Origin of the sequence: Paenibacillus sp. TCA20, from assembly GCF_000732325.1 — a bacterium.
GTDB lineage: Bacteria > Bacillota > Bacilli > Paenibacillales > Paenibacillaceae > Paenibacillus > Paenibacillus urinalis.
Genome location: NZ_BBIW01000002.1, coordinates 285528 through 302545, shown reverse-complemented (window position 1 = coordinate 302545; position 17018 = coordinate 285528). Strand labels below are relative to the sequence as shown.

The 17018-nt window shown below is 45.8% G+C and carries 12 protein-coding genes; 9 read left to right on the top strand and 3 right to left on the bottom strand.

The features are described 5' to 3' along the window. Positions 1 to 3 precede the first annotated feature (3 nt). From TCA2_RS05150 to TCA2_RS05120, 7 genes are all read left to right on the top strand, one after another. Positions 4 to 870 (top strand): carbohydrate ABC transporter permease, encoded by an 867-nt coding sequence (locus TCA2_RS05150; protein WP_047910496.1) that lies wholly within the window; start codon positions 4 to 6, stop codon positions 868 to 870. After that, on the top strand, positions 867 to 1697 hold the full coding sequence (locus TCA2_RS05145; RefSeq protein ID WP_047910495.1) for a carbohydrate ABC transporter permease: 831 nt from the start codon (positions 867 to 869) through the stop codon (positions 1695 to 1697). Before TCA2_RS05150 ends, TCA2_RS05145 begins: the two co-directional genes overlap by 4 nt. 27 nt (positions 1698 to 1724) lie before the next feature. After that, positions 1725 to 3263, top strand: coding sequence for a sugar hydrolase (locus TCA2_RS05140; RefSeq protein ID WP_238546288.1), 1539 nt, complete (start codon positions 1725 to 1727; stop codon positions 3261 to 3263). 216 nt (positions 3264 to 3479) lie between these two features. After that, positions 3480 to 4454 carry a GNAT family N-acetyltransferase gene (locus tag TCA2_RS05135; RefSeq protein ID WP_047910494.1) on the top strand — a complete coding sequence of 325 codons (975 nt, stop codon included), beginning with the start codon at positions 3480 to 3482 and terminating at the stop codon, positions 4452 to 4454. Positions 4455 to 5151: 697 nt separating this feature from the next. Then, positions 5152 to 9105, top strand: coding sequence for a S8 family serine peptidase (locus TCA2_RS27820; protein WP_047910493.1), 3954 nt, complete (start codon positions 5152 to 5154; stop codon positions 9103 to 9105). A gap of 89 nt (positions 9106 to 9194) precedes the next feature. Further along, positions 9195 to 10427: an S-layer homology domain-containing protein gene (locus TCA2_RS05125; protein WP_238546305.1), complete on the top strand. Its 1233-nt coding sequence runs from the start codon at positions 9195 to 9197 to the stop codon at positions 10425 to 10427. A gap of 165 nt (positions 10428 to 10592) precedes the next feature. Beyond that, on the top strand, positions 10593 to 11633 hold the full coding sequence (locus TCA2_RS05120) for a serine hydrolase (RefSeq protein ID WP_047910491.1): 1041 nt from the start codon (positions 10593 to 10595) through the stop codon (positions 11631 to 11633). A 129-nt stretch (positions 11634 to 11762) separates the two neighbouring features. Here the strand turns inward: TCA2_RS05120 and TCA2_RS05115 are convergent, their stop codons facing one another. From TCA2_RS05115 to garR, 3 genes are read right to left on the bottom strand one after another with little or no spacing between them, the layout of a single operon-like run. Next, positions 11763 to 13205 carry a four-carbon acid sugar kinase family protein gene (locus TCA2_RS05115; RefSeq protein WP_047910490.1) on the bottom strand — a complete coding sequence of 481 codons (1443 nt, stop codon included), beginning with the start codon at positions 13203 to 13205 and terminating at the stop codon, positions 11763 to 11765. A gap of 41 nt (positions 13206 to 13246) precedes the next feature. Continuing rightward, complete coding sequence (locus TCA2_RS05110; RefSeq protein WP_047910489.1) at positions 13247 to 14590, bottom strand: GntP family permease; 1344 nt, start codon at positions 14588 to 14590, stop codon at positions 13247 to 13249. 30 nt (positions 14591 to 14620) lie between these two features. After that, positions 14621 to 15514, bottom strand: coding sequence for a 2-hydroxy-3-oxopropionate reductase (gene garR / locus TCA2_RS05105; RefSeq protein ID WP_047910488.1), 894 nt, complete (start codon positions 15512 to 15514; stop codon positions 14621 to 14623). 281 nt (positions 15515 to 15795) lie between these two features. On the opposite strand from garR, the gene TCA2_RS05100 reads away from it, so the two are divergent. After that, positions 15796 to 16413, top strand: a complete 618-nt coding sequence (locus TCA2_RS05100) for a GntR family transcriptional regulator (RefSeq protein WP_047910487.1) — start codon at positions 15796 to 15798, stop codon at positions 16411 to 16413. A gap of 195 nt (positions 16414 to 16608) precedes the next feature. Further along, positions 16609 to 16893 carry an HPr family phosphocarrier protein gene (locus tag TCA2_RS05095; RefSeq protein ID WP_047910726.1) on the top strand — a complete coding sequence of 95 codons (285 nt, stop codon included), beginning with the start codon at positions 16609 to 16611 and terminating at the stop codon, positions 16891 to 16893. Positions 16894 to 17018: the final 125 nt, after the last annotated feature.

The following is a 17018-nucleotide window of genomic DNA, read 5'->3' as shown; positions in this document are numbered from 1 at the left end:
CGTATGTCCAAAGTATTCCGAAAAACCTATTCTTACATGTTTCTGCTCCCAGCAGCCATCATCTATTTCGTGATCTTTATTTTTCCTACCATCATGTCCTTTTTCTTCAGTATGACGAGGTGGACATTGGCCGATTGGGAATTTATCGGATTCGAAAATTTCATTACCTTTTTCCAGGAATCCTCACTAAGCATCGGATTTAAAAATACATTCATCTATGCGGTCGTGACTTGCAGTCTAAAAGTAATCCTTGGTCTGCTGCTGGGTGTGTTTCTTACCTCCAAGCTGCGTACCAAAGGGTTTCTGCAGTCTGTAATCTTTTTCCCGACCCTAGTGAGCACCATCGCCATCGGTATAGCCTTCAGCATGATGATGCATCCGACCGAGGGGCTGATTAATACTGCGCTGTCCTTCATAGGCATCACCGGTCCGGATTGGCTGGGTGATACGCGGATCGCCCTGCTGTCGGTCGCTCTGGTGGATGTATGGAAGGGAGTCGGCTTTGCAACAGTCATATACATTGCGGGGATCTTATCGATCCCTGCTGAATATTACGAAGCTCTTCAAATCGATGGGGGCGGCTCTTTCCGCAAGTTTTGGAATATTATCATGCCTCTGAGCCGGCCGGCCACCAACTCCGTAATTATTCTGTCCTTTATCGGCGGGCTGCGCTCCTTCGATCTTGTATGGGCGATGACCAAGGGAGGACCTGGCTTCACGACAGACCTTATTGCGTCTATTATTTATAAGCAATATCAAGGAGGGTTCTACGGACTCGCGACAGCGGGCAATGTCATTCTGTTCCTGTTTGTAACGGCACTCGCTTTTCCGCTGTACATGTATTTGAACCGGAAAGAGGTTGACCTATGAAGAAGTCCATTCAGAGAGCTATTGTCGAGATTGTATCTGTCCTTCTTACGGTCATTATATTTATCGTTCCGCTGTATTTCGTGCTGGTCAATGCATTGAAGGATCAAAAGGAGGCGGCGGTACTTAATCTGAGCTGGCCCTCTCAAGTTCATCTGTGGGTCAATATCCGAGAAGTGGTCACAGCCCGTGATTATATGCTGATTACTGCATTTGTGAATAGTACCGTCCTCACTTTGCTATCCATCTTTGTTCTTATTGCCGTCTGTGCGATGGCCGGGTATGTCGTTCAGCGAAGGGTCAGCAAAGCGACGCCAATCATAAACTTTTTTATTCTCGCCGGGCTGATCATCCCTCCTGCAATTGTTCCAACGATCTGGGTACTGGATAGCATCGGTCTGTACAAAACCATGATGGGTCTCGTACTGGTAGAAGTGGCGCTCAGCTTTCCTTTTGGCGTGCTGCTGTATAAAGGGTTTATGTCCCAAATTCCCCGGGAGGTTGATGAGGCGGCGGTAGTGGATGGGGCTAACGGCTTTACATTGTTTTACCGAATCATTTTTCCTTTGCTTCAGCCGGTTACGGCGACGATTATTATTACTTCCTCGGTCAGCATCTTTAACGATTTTACTAACCCGCTGTATTTCTTCCCAGGCGCGAAGAATGCAACGGTCCAGCTGACACTATACAATTTTCAGAGCCAGTTTAATACACAATGGAATCTCCTATTCATGAATATTTTGCTGATTACTATACCGCCTCTGCTGCTGTTCATTATATTCAACAAAAAGATTGTTGCCGGAATGACGGCGGGTGCCGTGAAGGGCTGACATTATGAATGAAAGGAAGATTACAACATGCCAATGCTCGTACCTGGAGGAAGTCTGCTGGAGCGTGCCCAAGATTTACTCCCCAAATTATATGAATCTACTCTTTATCCAAGAGAAGCGGTACAGGTCATCGCTGACGAAACTGCATTTCAAGGCTGGAGGATGCAGCCCCAGTCGGCAGTGGAGGATGTATTGGACAGAACGTACGGTAGTAACGAGAGCTTCATTCTGGATTTTGGTGATCATCATGTAGGCTATGTATCCTTTAGCGTTCGTGCTGCCGGGAGCCCCCAGGATGCCCCGCTGCGGCTGAAGCTTGTCTTTGGGGAGATGCCCTGTGAGATGGGGGAAGAATTCGATTCCTATAACGGATGGCTCAGCCGTTCCTGGCTTCAGGATGAGGTTATCGTTATTGACGTATTGCCACAGCGGATTGAGCTGCCGCGTCGGTATACCTTCCGCTATATGAAGGTCATTGTGCTGAGTACCTCTCAGAAATACAAAGTTCAATTTGCGGACATTCAGGCAAGAGCGGTCACATCAGGGAACTTGGCAGAGGTTAAGCCGCTGCCCGCAGGTCTTCCGGCGAATATCGCAGAAATGGATCGAATCGGCATTCGCACCCTGCAAAACTGTATGCATACGGTCTTTGAGGACGGGCCCAAAAGGGATCGCAGACTATGGCTTGGAGACCTGAGGCTGCAAGCACTGGCGAACTATTACACATTTAACAATCATAGTCTGGTTAAACGCTGTTTGTACTTATTTGCCGGGCTGCGAGCTGATCAAGGCCAGATATCAGCATGTATCTTTGAACGACCTGAACCTCTGGCAGATGATACCTTCTTGTTTGATTATTCACTGTTTTTTGCATCAACCCTCTATGATTACTACAATGCGACAAAGGATAAAGCCACAGCGGAGCTGCTCTGGCCGGCAGCGAAAGACCAGATACGGCTTGCCCTCGAACGAGTGGATGATCGGGGAATCGTGAGGGATGATCCACAGTGGTGGTGCTTTGTTGATTGGCATCCGGAGTTGAATAAACAGGCCTCTGCACAGGCTGTATTGATCTATTGCCTTAAGCGTGCAAGGCTGCTGGCTCAAGAGCTATCGGAGTTAGAATTAAGCAGCATGCTTTCAATGGAGATCGATCGATTGACCCAAGCTGCACTGGAGTATTTGTGGGACGAGAATCTAGGTTACTTCATTAGTGGCGAGGATAGAAACCTGTCTTGGGCCTCCCAAATCTGGATGGTGCTTGCGGAAGTGCCGGATAAGGAAGATCGGGCTGAATTGCTCGACAGACTGTTTATAGATCCACCGACGGTTGCTCCCATGACACCTTACATGGTGCATCATCTCATCGAGGCGTTGTTTGAAGCAGGCAAGAAGGAGAAGGCCTTGGATGAAATGCGCAAATATTGGGGCGAAATGATTAAGGACGGGGCGGATACCTTCTGGGAGGTATACAATCCAGATGATAAAAAAACTGTCGCCATACGGCAGCAATCTGATCAACAGTTATTGTCATGCCTGGAGCTGTACACCGACCTATTTTATTAGAAAATATCTGATTTGAGCTATTAGGCCAAAGGCTGTCTTCTACTAAGGGGACAGCTTCTTTTTGTTATAGAGAGCTCAATGAGATATATTGGCTGAAAAATGAATTGGCTATAATTATTCTTACCCTTGCGGGAAAGTAGAAGAGACGGTAAGGTGATTGTCGAATAAATAAGTACAGATCTATTAACTTGTGAAAAAAAACGGAGGACTTGCAGCGTGGCTGAATTTGTCCGTACACCCCCGATTCAAGAGATCGCAACGTTTATCGCCAGAATGAATAGCAGTAAGAGCAGCAATGTTGGTTATGCAGGAATGAATAGACACGAGATTGAGGCTAGTCTGACAGAAGAATTCTCAGATTTGTCTCTTGAAGACTCTATCGTAGTTTATATGGAGGAAGGAAAAATTGTTGGCATCCTTGGGTTTGATGTCGAACTGGAAGCAGGAGCAGCAGAAATTTGGGGGCCTTTTATCGACACGGAGTTGGGACCCTTGTGGCAGAGGATTGCCACTGATCTATGGAATACAGGCCTAGCCAAGCTAGAGAGTCGTGTACATACATTCAAAGGCTTCTATAATACGGCGAACGATCGTGGAAGAGAGTTAATGAACCAGTTAAAGGCTGATTATAAACAGAAGGAAACGGTTCTTGTAATTAAACCAGATGCATTAATAAAGGAACAAGGAGGGGCATACTTCCATCATGCTTCAAATGGTTCAATAGAAGCTTGGGATGAGCGGTGGGCAGCGCCCTTCTCGACGTTGCATGATCAGTGCTTTCCAAGTACCTACTATAATTCAACAGCAATTCTAGAACGACGGAGTAACGAGAATCGACTATTTCTATATACTCAAGAAGAAGAGCTCCTCGGTTATGTCTACACGGAAGGAAACGAAGAGCATGCTGAAGGCAGCTTGGAATATATTGCGGTAGCTGCTGCAGCTCGAAATAAGGGGATTGGTACTGCACTAATGCGGTATGCGGTAACGGATTTGTTTGAAAGAGCTATTGAAGAGGTAAAGTTATGCGTGTCGAGCTCTAATCATACAGCGCTTGGGGTCTATTTAAGGGCGGGTTTTACTGTCGAGCAGGAGCTCGAATTCTACATTTTAAATACTGAAGAATGCACAAGTGCTATCAAGAGAAGGAAACAGAATGAAATCAAATATGATGGACCCAGCAATTGTTGACGTTGCCGACTTACCATTAGGGTGGGTTGCATGGCGAGAAGACATAGTTAGCCCTTGAAACAGAGAGAAGAATCAAATTAGATTAGTAAACCTTGATTGGCTTCCCGCCTCTCAAGGTTTTTTTGATGGTTCGACTCAATGCCGAACAAATCAAACATTTATAAGATTACACCTATTTTCTCAAATAATTCTCGATAGATTGACCAACCCACTTACTTCTAGATGTAATTTACAGCTTCTTTAGTTCTAGTACAATTCGACTAAGTATATAACCATTTCGATACAATGTGTAGCACTAAATTCCTGTTTTTTAATATTCGATTCCGAGAATACGAGTCGATATGACAAAAGATCTATCCATTATACAGCATTCAACCAATGGTAGATTAGAATCGATGTCAAATAACTTCACCTAAGCAGTTTGGTATGTTCGATTTTATGCGAAAATAGCTCGAGTTTTGTGTAAAAATAAGGCGTTTGACAACAATTCTACCATCATGTGAGGTATATCAGGAAATTCTACAATGTTTTTAAGCGTGTTGAATTAAAATAGTTTTCGAAGAACGATAGTGTTACTTCAAGCTACATAAGAAGAAGTTTATCGAAAAAGGAGACATGCGATGAGGAGAGGACATGAAGAAGATTGATAGAGTATTGCAGAAACTTAGCTTACATTGAATAGTATAGGAGGAGTAGTATGCAGTCTAAGCCCATTCGACGTAGATTGATGTCATTATCGGTTGTCTCCACGTTATTCCTATCCACAGTATTTCCCGCGGTAGTCTCCGGAGCTGAAGCAACGAATAGAAAGTTTGATCCTTCCTTATTTAATTTAGATGAGAGCAAGCTGAACTCTCAGATGAATGGTGTCACATTGAATAGTAGCAAGAAGCAAGCTGCATTAAATAACACAGATCAGAGTACGAATACCGGTTCGAAAATTGAATCCTATACACAGAGTGATAATTCCGAACGAGCTTCCTCAGTAATTACCCCGCAAAATTATGTTCCTGAATCAGACAGTACAAGTACAATCAGTGTAATCGTAGAGTTATCAGAAGAGCCGATCGCACTCTATGAATCGAAGTCTTCTCAAAATTTAAACTCGGGAAATAACGATCAGCGCAGCCTCATTCAGAAACAGCAACAGTCTTTTGCCTCTGCTGCAAAAAGACTGAATGCCACGCTGAAGACACCATATTCTGTTGTTTTTAACGGGTATGCAGTAGATATCCGGGCTGATCGGGTTGAAAGCCTGTTAGCGATTCCGGGTGTCAAAGCCGTGTATCCGGATAGTGAGATGAAAGCGACGCCAATCAACAGTATTACTCCTAATATGGATGAAAGTGCACCGTTTATTGGTTCAGATACGTTCTGGGATATCGGATATGATGGGGCAGGCATTAAGGTAGGTGTACTGGATACGGGAATTGATTATGAGCATCCAAGCTTAGCTGATGCATATAAAGGCGGATATGATTTCATTGATAATGATGATGATCCTTACGAAACACCTCCAGATCCTAATGATCCTGAAGCTGCTACCGATCATGGAACGCATGTGTCCGGTACGATTGCCGGCCGCGGCAATCCGCTTGATCCAGAAAGTGGAACAGGCTGGGTACGGGGCGTAGCCTATGGAGCTGATATATATGCGTATCGAGTGCTCGGTCCAGGCGGCAGCGGTCCAACATCAGGAGTAATTGCAGCAATTGAACAGTCGGTTGAGGATGACATGGATATCATAAATCTATCTTTGGGAAGTGAAATGAACAACGAATTTGACCCTGCTTCCGTTGCACTAAACAATGCGGCTCTGGCTGGTGTTGTTGCCGTCGTTGCTAATGGTAATTCGGGACCAGATGATTATACACTTGGTTCGCCGGGAGCTGCCGAAATACCCATCTCGGTAGGTGCTTCTACTCCCCCTCTTAATGTACCAACAGTTGATGGTGAGGGGCTACTTACTTCTTATGGCAGCCTGATGACATTCTCTCCGGATTTATCCACACTGGATGGAGAAACAATAGAAGTCGTTTATGCAGGTCTTGGAACGACGGACGAAACAGAAGCAGTCGATTTGACTGGAAAGGTTGCACTTATCCAAAGAGGAAGCATTTCCTTTACAGAGAAATCTGTAAATGCACAGGCTGCGGGTGCTGTAGCTGCCATCATTTATAATAACGAACCAGGGAACTTTGGTGGAACCTTGGGTGTACCAGGGGATTACATCCCAACCCTTAGTATATCTCTTGAGGATGGTACAGCCTTGAAGAGCAAGATCGAGGCTACTCCTGGTTATGAAATTACATTCGGAATTGACTTACAGCAGGACTTAATGGCAGATTTCAGCTCCAGAGGTCCCGCTCTTCCTAAATATGGAATCAAACCGGATATCTCCGCACCTGGTGTTGCGATTCGTTCTTCAATTCCAGCCTATGGTGGAGATTATTCAGAAGCTTATGCTGACTTCCAGGGTACAAGTATGGCTACACCGCATGTTGCGGGAGCAGCTGCACTGCTGCTGGATAAGGATGCGAGCTTAACCCTATCTGAAATCAAAGGTTTAATGACCAATAATGCACTTAAACTGAGTGATCTAGATGGAAACCGGTATGAGCACAACATTCAAGGGGCAGGCAGGCTTGATCTGGAGAGTACCTTGGAAGCGAAGGCAGTAGCCTTGGTTCAGGAGGAAACAACCGCAGTAGAGTCGGGTGAAGAGACTCCTTATGAGACAGGACTACTGAGCTATGGAATACTTGATGGAGGATCGACATCAACCAAAACGATTGAAGTCAGTGATGTGGTGGGTGAAGGATCTTCCTACAGCGTATCCACAGAGTGGTATGGTACTCCTCCAGGGACGCTGAGTGTCAGTGAATCCAGCATTTCTGTTCCCGTTAATGGAGAAGCTTCGATTGATGTAACGATTGCAATGAGTAATGGGATAGCGGATGGAAATTACGAAGGCGAGCTTATATTGACGGAAGCTGGCGGTCACCAGCTGAAAATTCCAGTCTATGTGTACGTTGGTGAGCCTGTTGAAATCCCTGTCGTATCTGATGTTGCGGTAGACCCTCAATTTTTCTCGCCTAATGAAGATGAGCTGTATGACTATACAGATGTATATTTCTCCGTGAATGCAGGGAACGAAAAAATAGCTTTAGATATTCTTAATCCTAATGGAAAATGGCTGGGTTCAATTGATGAATCTAATGGAGAAATGGAGCCTGGAGATTACTGGATACAACAATGGGATGGAACGATCATTAATGGGCCTAACATTATCAAACTTGAGGATGGAATTTACTTTGCCTCTGGATCAGCTTTAATAAATGGAGGCTGGATAGAGTATCTAGATGAAGCGTATCCATTTGTTCTCGATACGGCAGCACCAGTGTCGACTCTGGATGACCCACAAATTACCGTCGAAGGTGACGTCGGGACCATCCGGGGGCAGATTGAATCCGACCTTATGGTAGATGCTCTGGGTAATTATTCAGGTATTGGTGTTGAGGCAGGTTACCTTGTTGATGGCGAGTGGGACTATGCAATTGGATCGATCTCGGATAACGGTGAATTTACAATTGAAGTACCCATTGTAGAAGGCCAGAATGATTTCGAAGTGTATGTCTATGATTACACGGGCAATGGGTTTATTGAACCTTCACATCTTGTCAGCTACGAAAGTGACGGAGAAGAACCAGGAGAACCGACACCAGGCGAAATCTCCTTAACGGTGGATCCTTCTGCCGATGAAGTTGGTGTCAATGAATCCTTTAATCTGGACATTGATTTCTCCGAAGTGGAAGATCTCTATTCTGCTCAGTTCAGCTTGACGTATGACGAGGATCTGGTAAAAGGTACAACAGCACCAAGCGTGGTTCTCGCAACGTATCAAGAAGAGCAGAATCCGGGCGTAACCCCATACGTCTATGAAGAAACAACGGCACTCGGTAATGGGCTGGCGAAAACAGACTACGTCATTACTTTGGTAGGATTGGAGTCTGGGTATACCGGAGAGGGTGCACTTGCATCGTTCAACTTCGCTGGCGTAAGTGAAGGCGAATACGACTTCGAATTATCGAATGTTCGTGCACTGAACAGTACTTCTGCAGATATTGCTGTAGGTGACATAACCGGAGCGTCTGTAACGGTAACAAGTGATCCTTCACCAGGTCAATACTCCATTACAGGCAGCATTGATGCCGAAGCCTTCGCTGACGGTGTTGACTACAGCGAGACTTGGTACCAAGGTGCGGATGGCGTACACAAGGTCGTTGTTGAAGCTGTAGATAGCAACGGTTCAGTAGCAGGTGTTGGAACGGTTCGGGCTGACGGTACGTACACCATTGAGGTTCCTGAAGGAACTTACACAGTACGCGTTGTTGTTCCGGGTCACATCACGGAAACAGCAGGCGTAACCGTAGACGGCAATGAAACATTGAACTTCGGACCGCTGACAGCAGGTGACGTCAATAATGACGGTGCAGTGAATCTCGTAGATCTGCAGCTGACAGCCAAAGAGTTCGGTAAGACAAAAGGCTCTGCATGGGCAAATGCCAAGGCATCTGCTGCCGATATTAACCGCGACAGTGCAGTAGACCTGCTGGATATCTCATACATTATCGGCAACTACGAGCTGTAATTTCGAATGGATGAACGAATCAGTAAGCTGGAGGGAGGACCACAAGTCCTCTCTCCTTACATATTAAGATGACAGGAGCTGTACTCTTGATGACCAATTCTCCGATATCGAAGAAATTAGCCGCAATTCTACTGGCAAGCAGTCTAGTACTTACTATAAATTCTACAGCGATCTTTGCTGCAGAATCGACGGCCGTTACTTCTGCCTCGAACAGCCAATCCGATCTTCCGATGGTTCGTCTCGTACCCTCTTCATACCATGTCAAGACAGGAGATGTTGTTGAAGTTGCGATATGGCTGCAGGGTTTTACGGGAGACTACAGCAAAGTACAGGGCTATGAGGTTCACTTGAATTTTGATAAAGTGCTCCTTGCGCCTGTCGAGGGAGAGACCAAGCTTACGCCAAGCGTTTTTAAGAAAACGAGCAATCCGATGAGCCTGCTTAATAAAGTGAATGCGTCAGGTACCGTACAAATTGCCGAGGCGATTACATCGAAGAATGCGAAGCTGTTTACGGGATATGGTAAAGTAGGTACGGTAAAATTTCGCGCATTGAAGGCGGGGGCAGCTAAACTGAACCAATCCAAGTCGATCATTATTCAGCCGGATAATCCTGGCATTAACATCATACATCGTGTGAACCATCCTACAATTACGATCTCAGGGAGCGGATCGGGAGCAGGTAAAGTAAATGAAGTTATTGAGACCGTGGGAGATAAAGCTGAGCAAAAAGTGAGTCTGCCGACAAGTAAAGAGATCATCTCCGGGTTTAAAGATCAGTCGGCATTGAGCAAAGTCAAATGGGCAGAGAATGCCATCATTCGTCTGGCTACAAGTGAAGTGCTTGTCGGCACGAATGAGGGCAACTTTGAACCGCTCCGCAATATGACAAGGGCTGAATTCGCCAAAGCGGTTGTAACTGCACTTGAGCTTAATATGGCTCAGACGATGGCACCCTCATTCTCGGATATCAAAACGACCGATTGGTATTATGATTATGTGGAAACCGCTGCGAGTTACGGTCTGATTCAGGGCTCCAAGGATAAGAGTGGGGCGCTGACGTTCAAGCCGAATGCTCCCATTACAAGAGCAGAATTAGCTGCGATCCTATCCAGGCATCTTACGGCAGGGACAAGTGAGTCGACCGTTAAAACGGCACCATTTACAGATATTCAGAATCACTGGGCCCAGTCCTCCATCTCCTATCTGTACAACAACCAGCTGATCCAAGGTAAATCCCAGTCCAAATTCGCACCGAATGACATGGCGAATCGTGCTGAGGTCAGCGTCATGCTGAATCGAATTCAAGAGTGGACTGACTAAAGGTTCTGCTCCCCGAAATTTCATAGGAACATCGTCTGCTTCCTTTGCTAAGGAGCAGACGTTTTTTTGTAACCAATAAATTTCCGTGTTACGATATGGGATGGGCTAGTAGTAAGCACGACAAAATCAGCCCCAAATTTACATATTTAGATGGAGGTATCAGGAGTGAGCCAGCAATTAAGTCAATTTGAACCCATGTATCGTTACATCGAACAGAAAGTGAAGGCTGGAGCATGGCCATCTGCTGTACTTGGCATCACAGATAAAGAGCATTTCATTGATCTGCGGTCTTATGGCATGCATGATCATGGAACAAATATAGACAGTACGAGCACTTATCCGGTATTTTCCATCACGAAGCCCATGTTTGGATTAGCCATTATGCAGTTATGGGAGCAGGGGTTACTTCATCCATCCCAGCTTATAACTGAGCTGCTCCCTGAGTTCGGTGAACAGGGAAAAGACAAGCTTTCCTTATGGCATTTGCTGACCCATACGTCAGGATTGGATGAGTCCTATATGGCAAGATGGGCTCAAGGCAAGCTTGAAGCAGACGGAATGAATCATTCCAAGATCTTCACTTCTCTCGTATCCAGTACCTTAACAGCTGCTCCCGGTACTTCAGTAAGCTACAACAATATTGCATTTACTGTGCTTGCGGAGATCATCGAGCGTATCAGCGGCATGACCTATGAAGATTATCTGAAGACACATATTTTTGATCCGCTGGGGATGAAGGATACCGGCTTTGGTGAACCTGGTGCAGATCAGTCCAGAATGGCACCTATAGGAAGCTTTGAAGCGATAGCGGGGCGAATGGACCAGCTGATGAGTGCGAAGCTGCCCTTTGGCGGCTTGATCAGTACAGCGGATGATCTGATGATCTTCGCAAAGGCCATGCTGAATGAAACGAAGTATGCGGAAGACAAGCGTCTTCTACAGCCACTGACGTTCAGACAGATGGTTACACCTCAGACGCTTCATATTGATGAGGTCGATTCGGATTACGGATTTGTATGGAAAATGCCTGCGCGTCACAAAGGGTACATCGAACGGGATATTTTTGGTCATAACGGTATAGGCGGCTGTATGGTCTGGATGTATCCGAAGCAAGGATATGCATTTGTACTGATGACGGCGCAGCTGGCCAAAACGGTAGACAATATTCATGTGCACAATGTATTTAGCTCCTGTCTGTATGAGTAGAGACACATGTAACCTGAGCATCCCTTCGTAATGAACAAGAATTCAAGAGCGAAGTTTCGATAATATAAACAAGGGCTGACGGATATCCGTCAGCCCTTGTTTATATGAATACGTGATGATACTCATGAACTATTGTTGATCTAACAGCTCGACCGTTTCTTTGAGCGTGTCCTGATCTCCGACATTACCAGGGAAGATGATATAAGGAATGTGAGGGAACTTGCTCTCTTCACCTGTAATCCACACCGGAACGCCGGGTTTGATCTGACCAGCAACGGTAGCACGCTGCACCTCGAGTCCCTTGGTCCCGATATCGCTCGAAGTAATACCGCCCTTGGCTACGATAAAGCGCGGACGCACGTTGAGCTGCTGGACGATACTTGTTACGGCATCGGATATTTTTACAGACTGCTTCAATTCCTCATTCTTCATGCCTTCACCGAGATCCAGCCGTTCACGACGAGTATATACGGTACAGGTCTTGCCTGATGCAATGGCTTGCTCGGCTTCCAAGATGACCCGTTTTGTTTCAGCTGCAAATGCGGTGTCATCGGTAACGAGATGTACATCAAATTCGATAAATGCGATATCCGCCATTGTTTTTAGTTGTTCAAGCTGTTCTGTCGTCTTTTGAACATGTGAACCGACCAGAATCAGTCCGCCTTCATTAGAAGGAGAGGGGATTAGCTCTTCCCTGCTTAGCAGCGGCTTGTCGCTGATTCCTCCAATGACCTTGGTGAAGGAGGCTGCTGTACGGAACATGAAATTTTTCCCGCTGCGGATGGCACGGATCAGTGCTATTGTAAAGACCTTCACATCTACATCGTCAACGGCGTTAACCACGACCTTGTTAAAGTGCTGGACCTGCATAAGCTGCTCTACAATCGTATCAATATCCATAGAGCGCAGTGTATCCAGAGCAATGTAAGTGGTGTTCTTGGCCAGATAAGCACCCTCAGATTTCTCCTCAACCCAATCCCCCAGATGAGAACTGGTATAACCAAAGGTTCGATCCTTGGCAAATTCAGTTTCGCCAGCAGGAACTAGCTTCTCGCCATACTGTACATAGTGAATGTTGTCGATCGTATAACGTCCGCCTGCCTTGAAATAAGGAAGAATAACTTCTCCTTCAAATGTGGAGCCTGACTCCGCTTGAATCGTATCCTTCAGTGTATCTGTTTCCAGTGGATAATGGCCCCGTAATGTGGAATCACCTCGGCTGATGATGAGAAAAGGCTTATTAAGCTCTTTAGAAGCCGCAACGGCATTGCGGGCAATTTCCTTGTGAGCCTCTTCTGATTCAGTGGCCACCATGGCACGGGAATTCGTCAGGATGAAGAACATGGACTGCTCCTCGCGAAAACCATTCAGCATGGTGGACATAGACCAGTCCGTGTATACAGATATGCCGTGTACGGTCTGCACTCCTGTCGGATCATCATCCAGAACGATAATTTTTCGATCCAGCTCCTTAATTTCTATGGACAGAAGCTGCTGCACCATCTCATGATCTAGTGAAGGGAGCTGGTCTAATATTTCCGCAGCATCTCGTTTCTCTGTCGTTCCACTCATCGTATCCACACCTTATCTATATATTGTAATTATGGTATTGATTAAATTCCCGGCAGAATTCCGCTGAACAAGCTTAATACATAGACTGTCGCAAGCGCTGTCAATCCTGCGATAAATCCACCCAGTGTCCATACCTTCAGAGTCTGGGTAACCGTCAGCTTACCAAACCGGTTAACAACCCAGAATCCGGAATCATTCGGAAGGGACAAGCCGATACCCCCGGCACAGATGGCCAGTCCAAGCAGGATCGGAGATACACCAAGATCCGCAACGAGCGGTCCCATAATGCTTGATGTAGTAACGAGGGCAACAGTTGAAGATCCTAAGGATGCTCTCAGAATTTGTGTGAATATGAATGCCAGCAGCAGCACAGGTATGCTCCAGCTCTGCATCGTCGTAATCAGATAGTCACCAATTCCGCTGTGATTAATGACAGCACCGAACGCGCCGCCGGCACCGGTAATCAGAATGATCATACCGCCTGTTGCGATGGCTTCGGTGTACAATTTGCCTGAATCTTCTGCAATATAAGGGCGAAGCAGGACAATAGCAGCTAATACACTGATCAGCAGCGCAACATTCTTGTCTCCCAGAAATCCGAACAACGTTTCAATGAATGTCCCAGGAAACAGCATCTGTGAAATTGTGTTGGCAAGGATCAGGATGATCGGAAGGGAGAGCATGCCGAAGGACATCGCTGTGCTGATTTCCTTACGCGGCAGTTGTTTAACTTCTTCCTCAACGGTTTCAACTTCATCCTCCGTCTTGATGCGCTTTCCTATGAACATTCCATAGATGTATCCCCCAACAAGAGTTGCCGGAATCGCTACGATAATGCCGTACAGAATAAACAGTCCTAAATCCGAGCCTGTATTCTCAGCTACAACCATCGGGCCTGGCGTTGGCGCAATCATATTATGTGCGGTAATTAATCCAACTCCGAGAGCGGTTACAAAGGTAACGATTGAGATACCTGTACGTGAAGCAAGACTCTTAAGCAGTCCGCTCAAAATGACAAATGCAGCGTCAAAATAGACGGGGATCGACACCACGGTACCGGACAGCGCCAGTCCTGCAGGCGATTTTTTGATACCGAATATTTTCAGCATGGAGCTGGCAATTTTCTCAACGGCACCAGATGCCCCCAGAAATTGACCGAAAATCACACCAAGACCGATTAATATACCGACCCCGGTCAGTGTGCTTCCGAAACCGGAGGTAACAACGCCGGGAACCTCCTTCATAGGAATGCCAATGGCAATTGCTGTTGCAAATGCAGTGAAGGCGAGAGCCAGAAACGGCTCAACCTTCCACTTGATAATAAGAAGAAACAGAAATGCTAATGCAATCAGAAACACGACGATCAGCATAGGTCCTGTCAACATGTTGTTTCCACCTTTACTAGAAGATTAGGATTATTGCTGCGCTTTGCGGACTTCTACACCAGCCAGCTTCTCATAATATTGCACGATGCCCCCATGATCATCAGCTTGTTTTCCTTCATTTTTCAGGGACTCGAATATATGCTTCACGTGTTCAGTAAGAGGGAGTGACATCTCATAAGCATCTGCCGTCTCCATAACATTGGTCAGATCCTTCAAATTAATGTCTACACGTCCTCCGGCTTTGAAGTTGCGTTCAATAATCATGGGAAGCTTAGCATCTAATACAGCGCTTCCAGCCAGTCCGCCGCGAATGGCGTGATACATTTTCTCGATGTCAATGCCGGCCTTGGCTGCCAGTACTAGAGCCTCTGACATCGCGGCAATGTTAACGTTTACCATAATTTGATTCGCCAGCTTGGCTGTAGCTCCACTGCCGCTCGGACCAACCCAGGTAATATCCTTACCCATGCAGGCCAGAATAGGCTTAACTTGATTAAATGCGTTTTCATTTCCACCCGCCATAACAGACAGGGTTCCGTCGATCGCTTTAGGTTCTCCACCGCTGACAGGTGCATCCAGCATTTCGATCCCTTGCTTCTTCAAAGCCTCGGCAATTTCAGTTGCCGCAACCGGTGAGATGGAGCTCATATCAACGACAATCGAGCCTTCCTTCGCTCCATGGATGATGCCTTCTTCACCCAAAATGACACTTTTAACAATCGCATTGTTAGGAAGCATGGTAATGATGATATCGCTTTCAAATGCAACCTGCTTAGGGGTGTCGCCCGTGTCTGCCCCAAGTGCCTTCAGCTCTTCCACAGCCGAATGGTTTAAGTCATTGACGATAATGCTGTATCCCTTCTTTAAGAGATTCGCTGCCATCGGCTTACCCATAATTCCTAGTCCTATGAAGCCAATTCTCATGATGAAATCCTCCTTGTATGATCGTTTGACCATTATTTTGTAATCTTGTTTGGGTCTTAAGATTTTCGTATTTTCAAATGTATTGTACACAAAAAGTTCAAATATGTACACAATAAATATAAAATTGTATACAAAAATAATAAAAATGAATACAAAATATCATAGATCTTCTGCTTTATTTTGGTGATTTTGCTTTTATTAGAACGGATTTTCCCCTATAATGAAGGTCAGATTCCCATTTATAGAGGGTTTTAAGAGGATGAAAAGGATGAGAACAACATATGGCAAAGCAAGGTTTACAAGCGGCGTACCTCCATTGCTATGAGCAAATTAGAGACAAAATCTTAAACGGGGATCTGCCTGCTGGTACAAAGCTCGTGGAGGAGAGACTGGCAGAAGAGATGGGAGTCAGCCGTACGCCGGTCAGAGAATCCATTCGGAAGCTGGAGCAAGAGGGTCTGATTAAACGCAAGCGAGTCGTTAGTCCGACAGATGAGGACCTGAGGCATATATTTGAAGTGCGGATCCTGCTTGAGGGATATTCAGCTCGATGTGCTGCGATATATATGGACGAGGCTTCCCAGAATCAACTTCAGCATTGTATCGATATGGCACAGCACGGCAATGTGGAGGAGACGATGGAAGCGAACAAGCAGTTCCATGATATCATTGTCAAGGCAAGCCGCAACCCTGAGCTGGTTAACATTATTGAACGCATGCAGTCCATTATTTACTTATTCCGCAAAGCAGTCGTCCACTACAAGCGTCCTTTTTTGATCGAGGAGCATCAGCAAATTCTGGACGCCATTAAGACACATAATGGAGAAGAGGCCGAGCGGCTGATGAAGATTCATCTTGAGTCTGATCTTAATTTCTATCTGCATTTAAGCAAGGATTGAAGAAGCTGCCACCCAACATATGAACATCACGATGCTCAGAATATGAGCACGTACTTTGATTCTTTGTAACCGTTTACCAATGGGCTCATTTCCTTTAAAATAACTGTACAATCAGATATGGCTGATAGCCTGTATCACCAACGGATCTATATCTGCATAAAGCTATTATCAAAAGACAGACGAAGGGTGATGGATGTGAGGGTACATGAATTCATTGTGCAATCGGAATATGCTCAGCAGGAACTCATTCAAATTTCGAATCTGGCTTCAAGCTTTGTCTCTCAAATTATCATCACGTACACTGATCCTAACGACAATGAGCATGTAATAGATGTGAAGAGTCTGCTAGGTATGATCCTGCAGCCCATTCACGCGGGGACGAGGATTCGATTGTCCACGAGAGGGAAGGATGAGCTCGAGGCGCTTGAAACGTTGATTGATTGCTTTAGCAGAGTACCGGGATTGGAAGCGGAGCATTAGATTCATATCAGATTTATATATTGAAGAAGAGAAAGGCCTGGAAACCTGATTTCCAGGTTTTTTTGCTGTGCTTATTGTCCTCGTAAACTACTTGTCTATTGTTCGGAAAAAGACCGCCATTATCG

Coding starts and splice junctions, on each gene's coding strand:
- TCA2_RS05150 (WP_047910496.1), top strand. CDS start 4: ATGTCCAAAGTATTCCGAAAAACCTATTCTTACATGTTTCTGCTCCCA.
- TCA2_RS05145 (WP_047910495.1), top strand. CDS start 867: ATGAAGAAGTCCATTCAGAGAGCTATTGTCGAGATTGTATCTGTCCTT.
- TCA2_RS05140 (WP_238546288.1), top strand. CDS start 1,725: ATGCCAATGCTCGTACCTGGAGGAAGTCTGCTGGAGCGTGCCCAAGAT.
- TCA2_RS27820 (WP_047910493.1), top strand. CDS start 5,152: ATGCAGTCTAAGCCCATTCGACGTAGATTGATGTCATTATCGGTTGTC.
- TCA2_RS05125 (WP_238546305.1), top strand. CDS start 9,195: ATGACCAATTCTCCGATATCGAAGAAATTAGCCGCAATTCTACTGGCA.
- TCA2_RS05115 (WP_047910490.1), bottom strand. CDS start 13,205: ATGAGTGGAACGACAGAGAAACGAGATGCTGCGGAAATATTAGACCAG.
- TCA2_RS05110 (WP_047910489.1), bottom strand. CDS start 14,590: ATGTTGACAGGACCTATGCTGATCGTCGTGTTTCTGATTGCATTAGCA.
- garR (WP_047910488.1), bottom strand. CDS start 15,514: ATGAGAATTGGCTTCATAGGACTAGGAATTATGGGTAAGCCGATGGCA.
- TCA2_RS05100 (WP_047910487.1), top strand. CDS start 15,796: ATGGCAAAGCAAGGTTTACAAGCGGCGTACCTCCATTGCTATGAGCAA.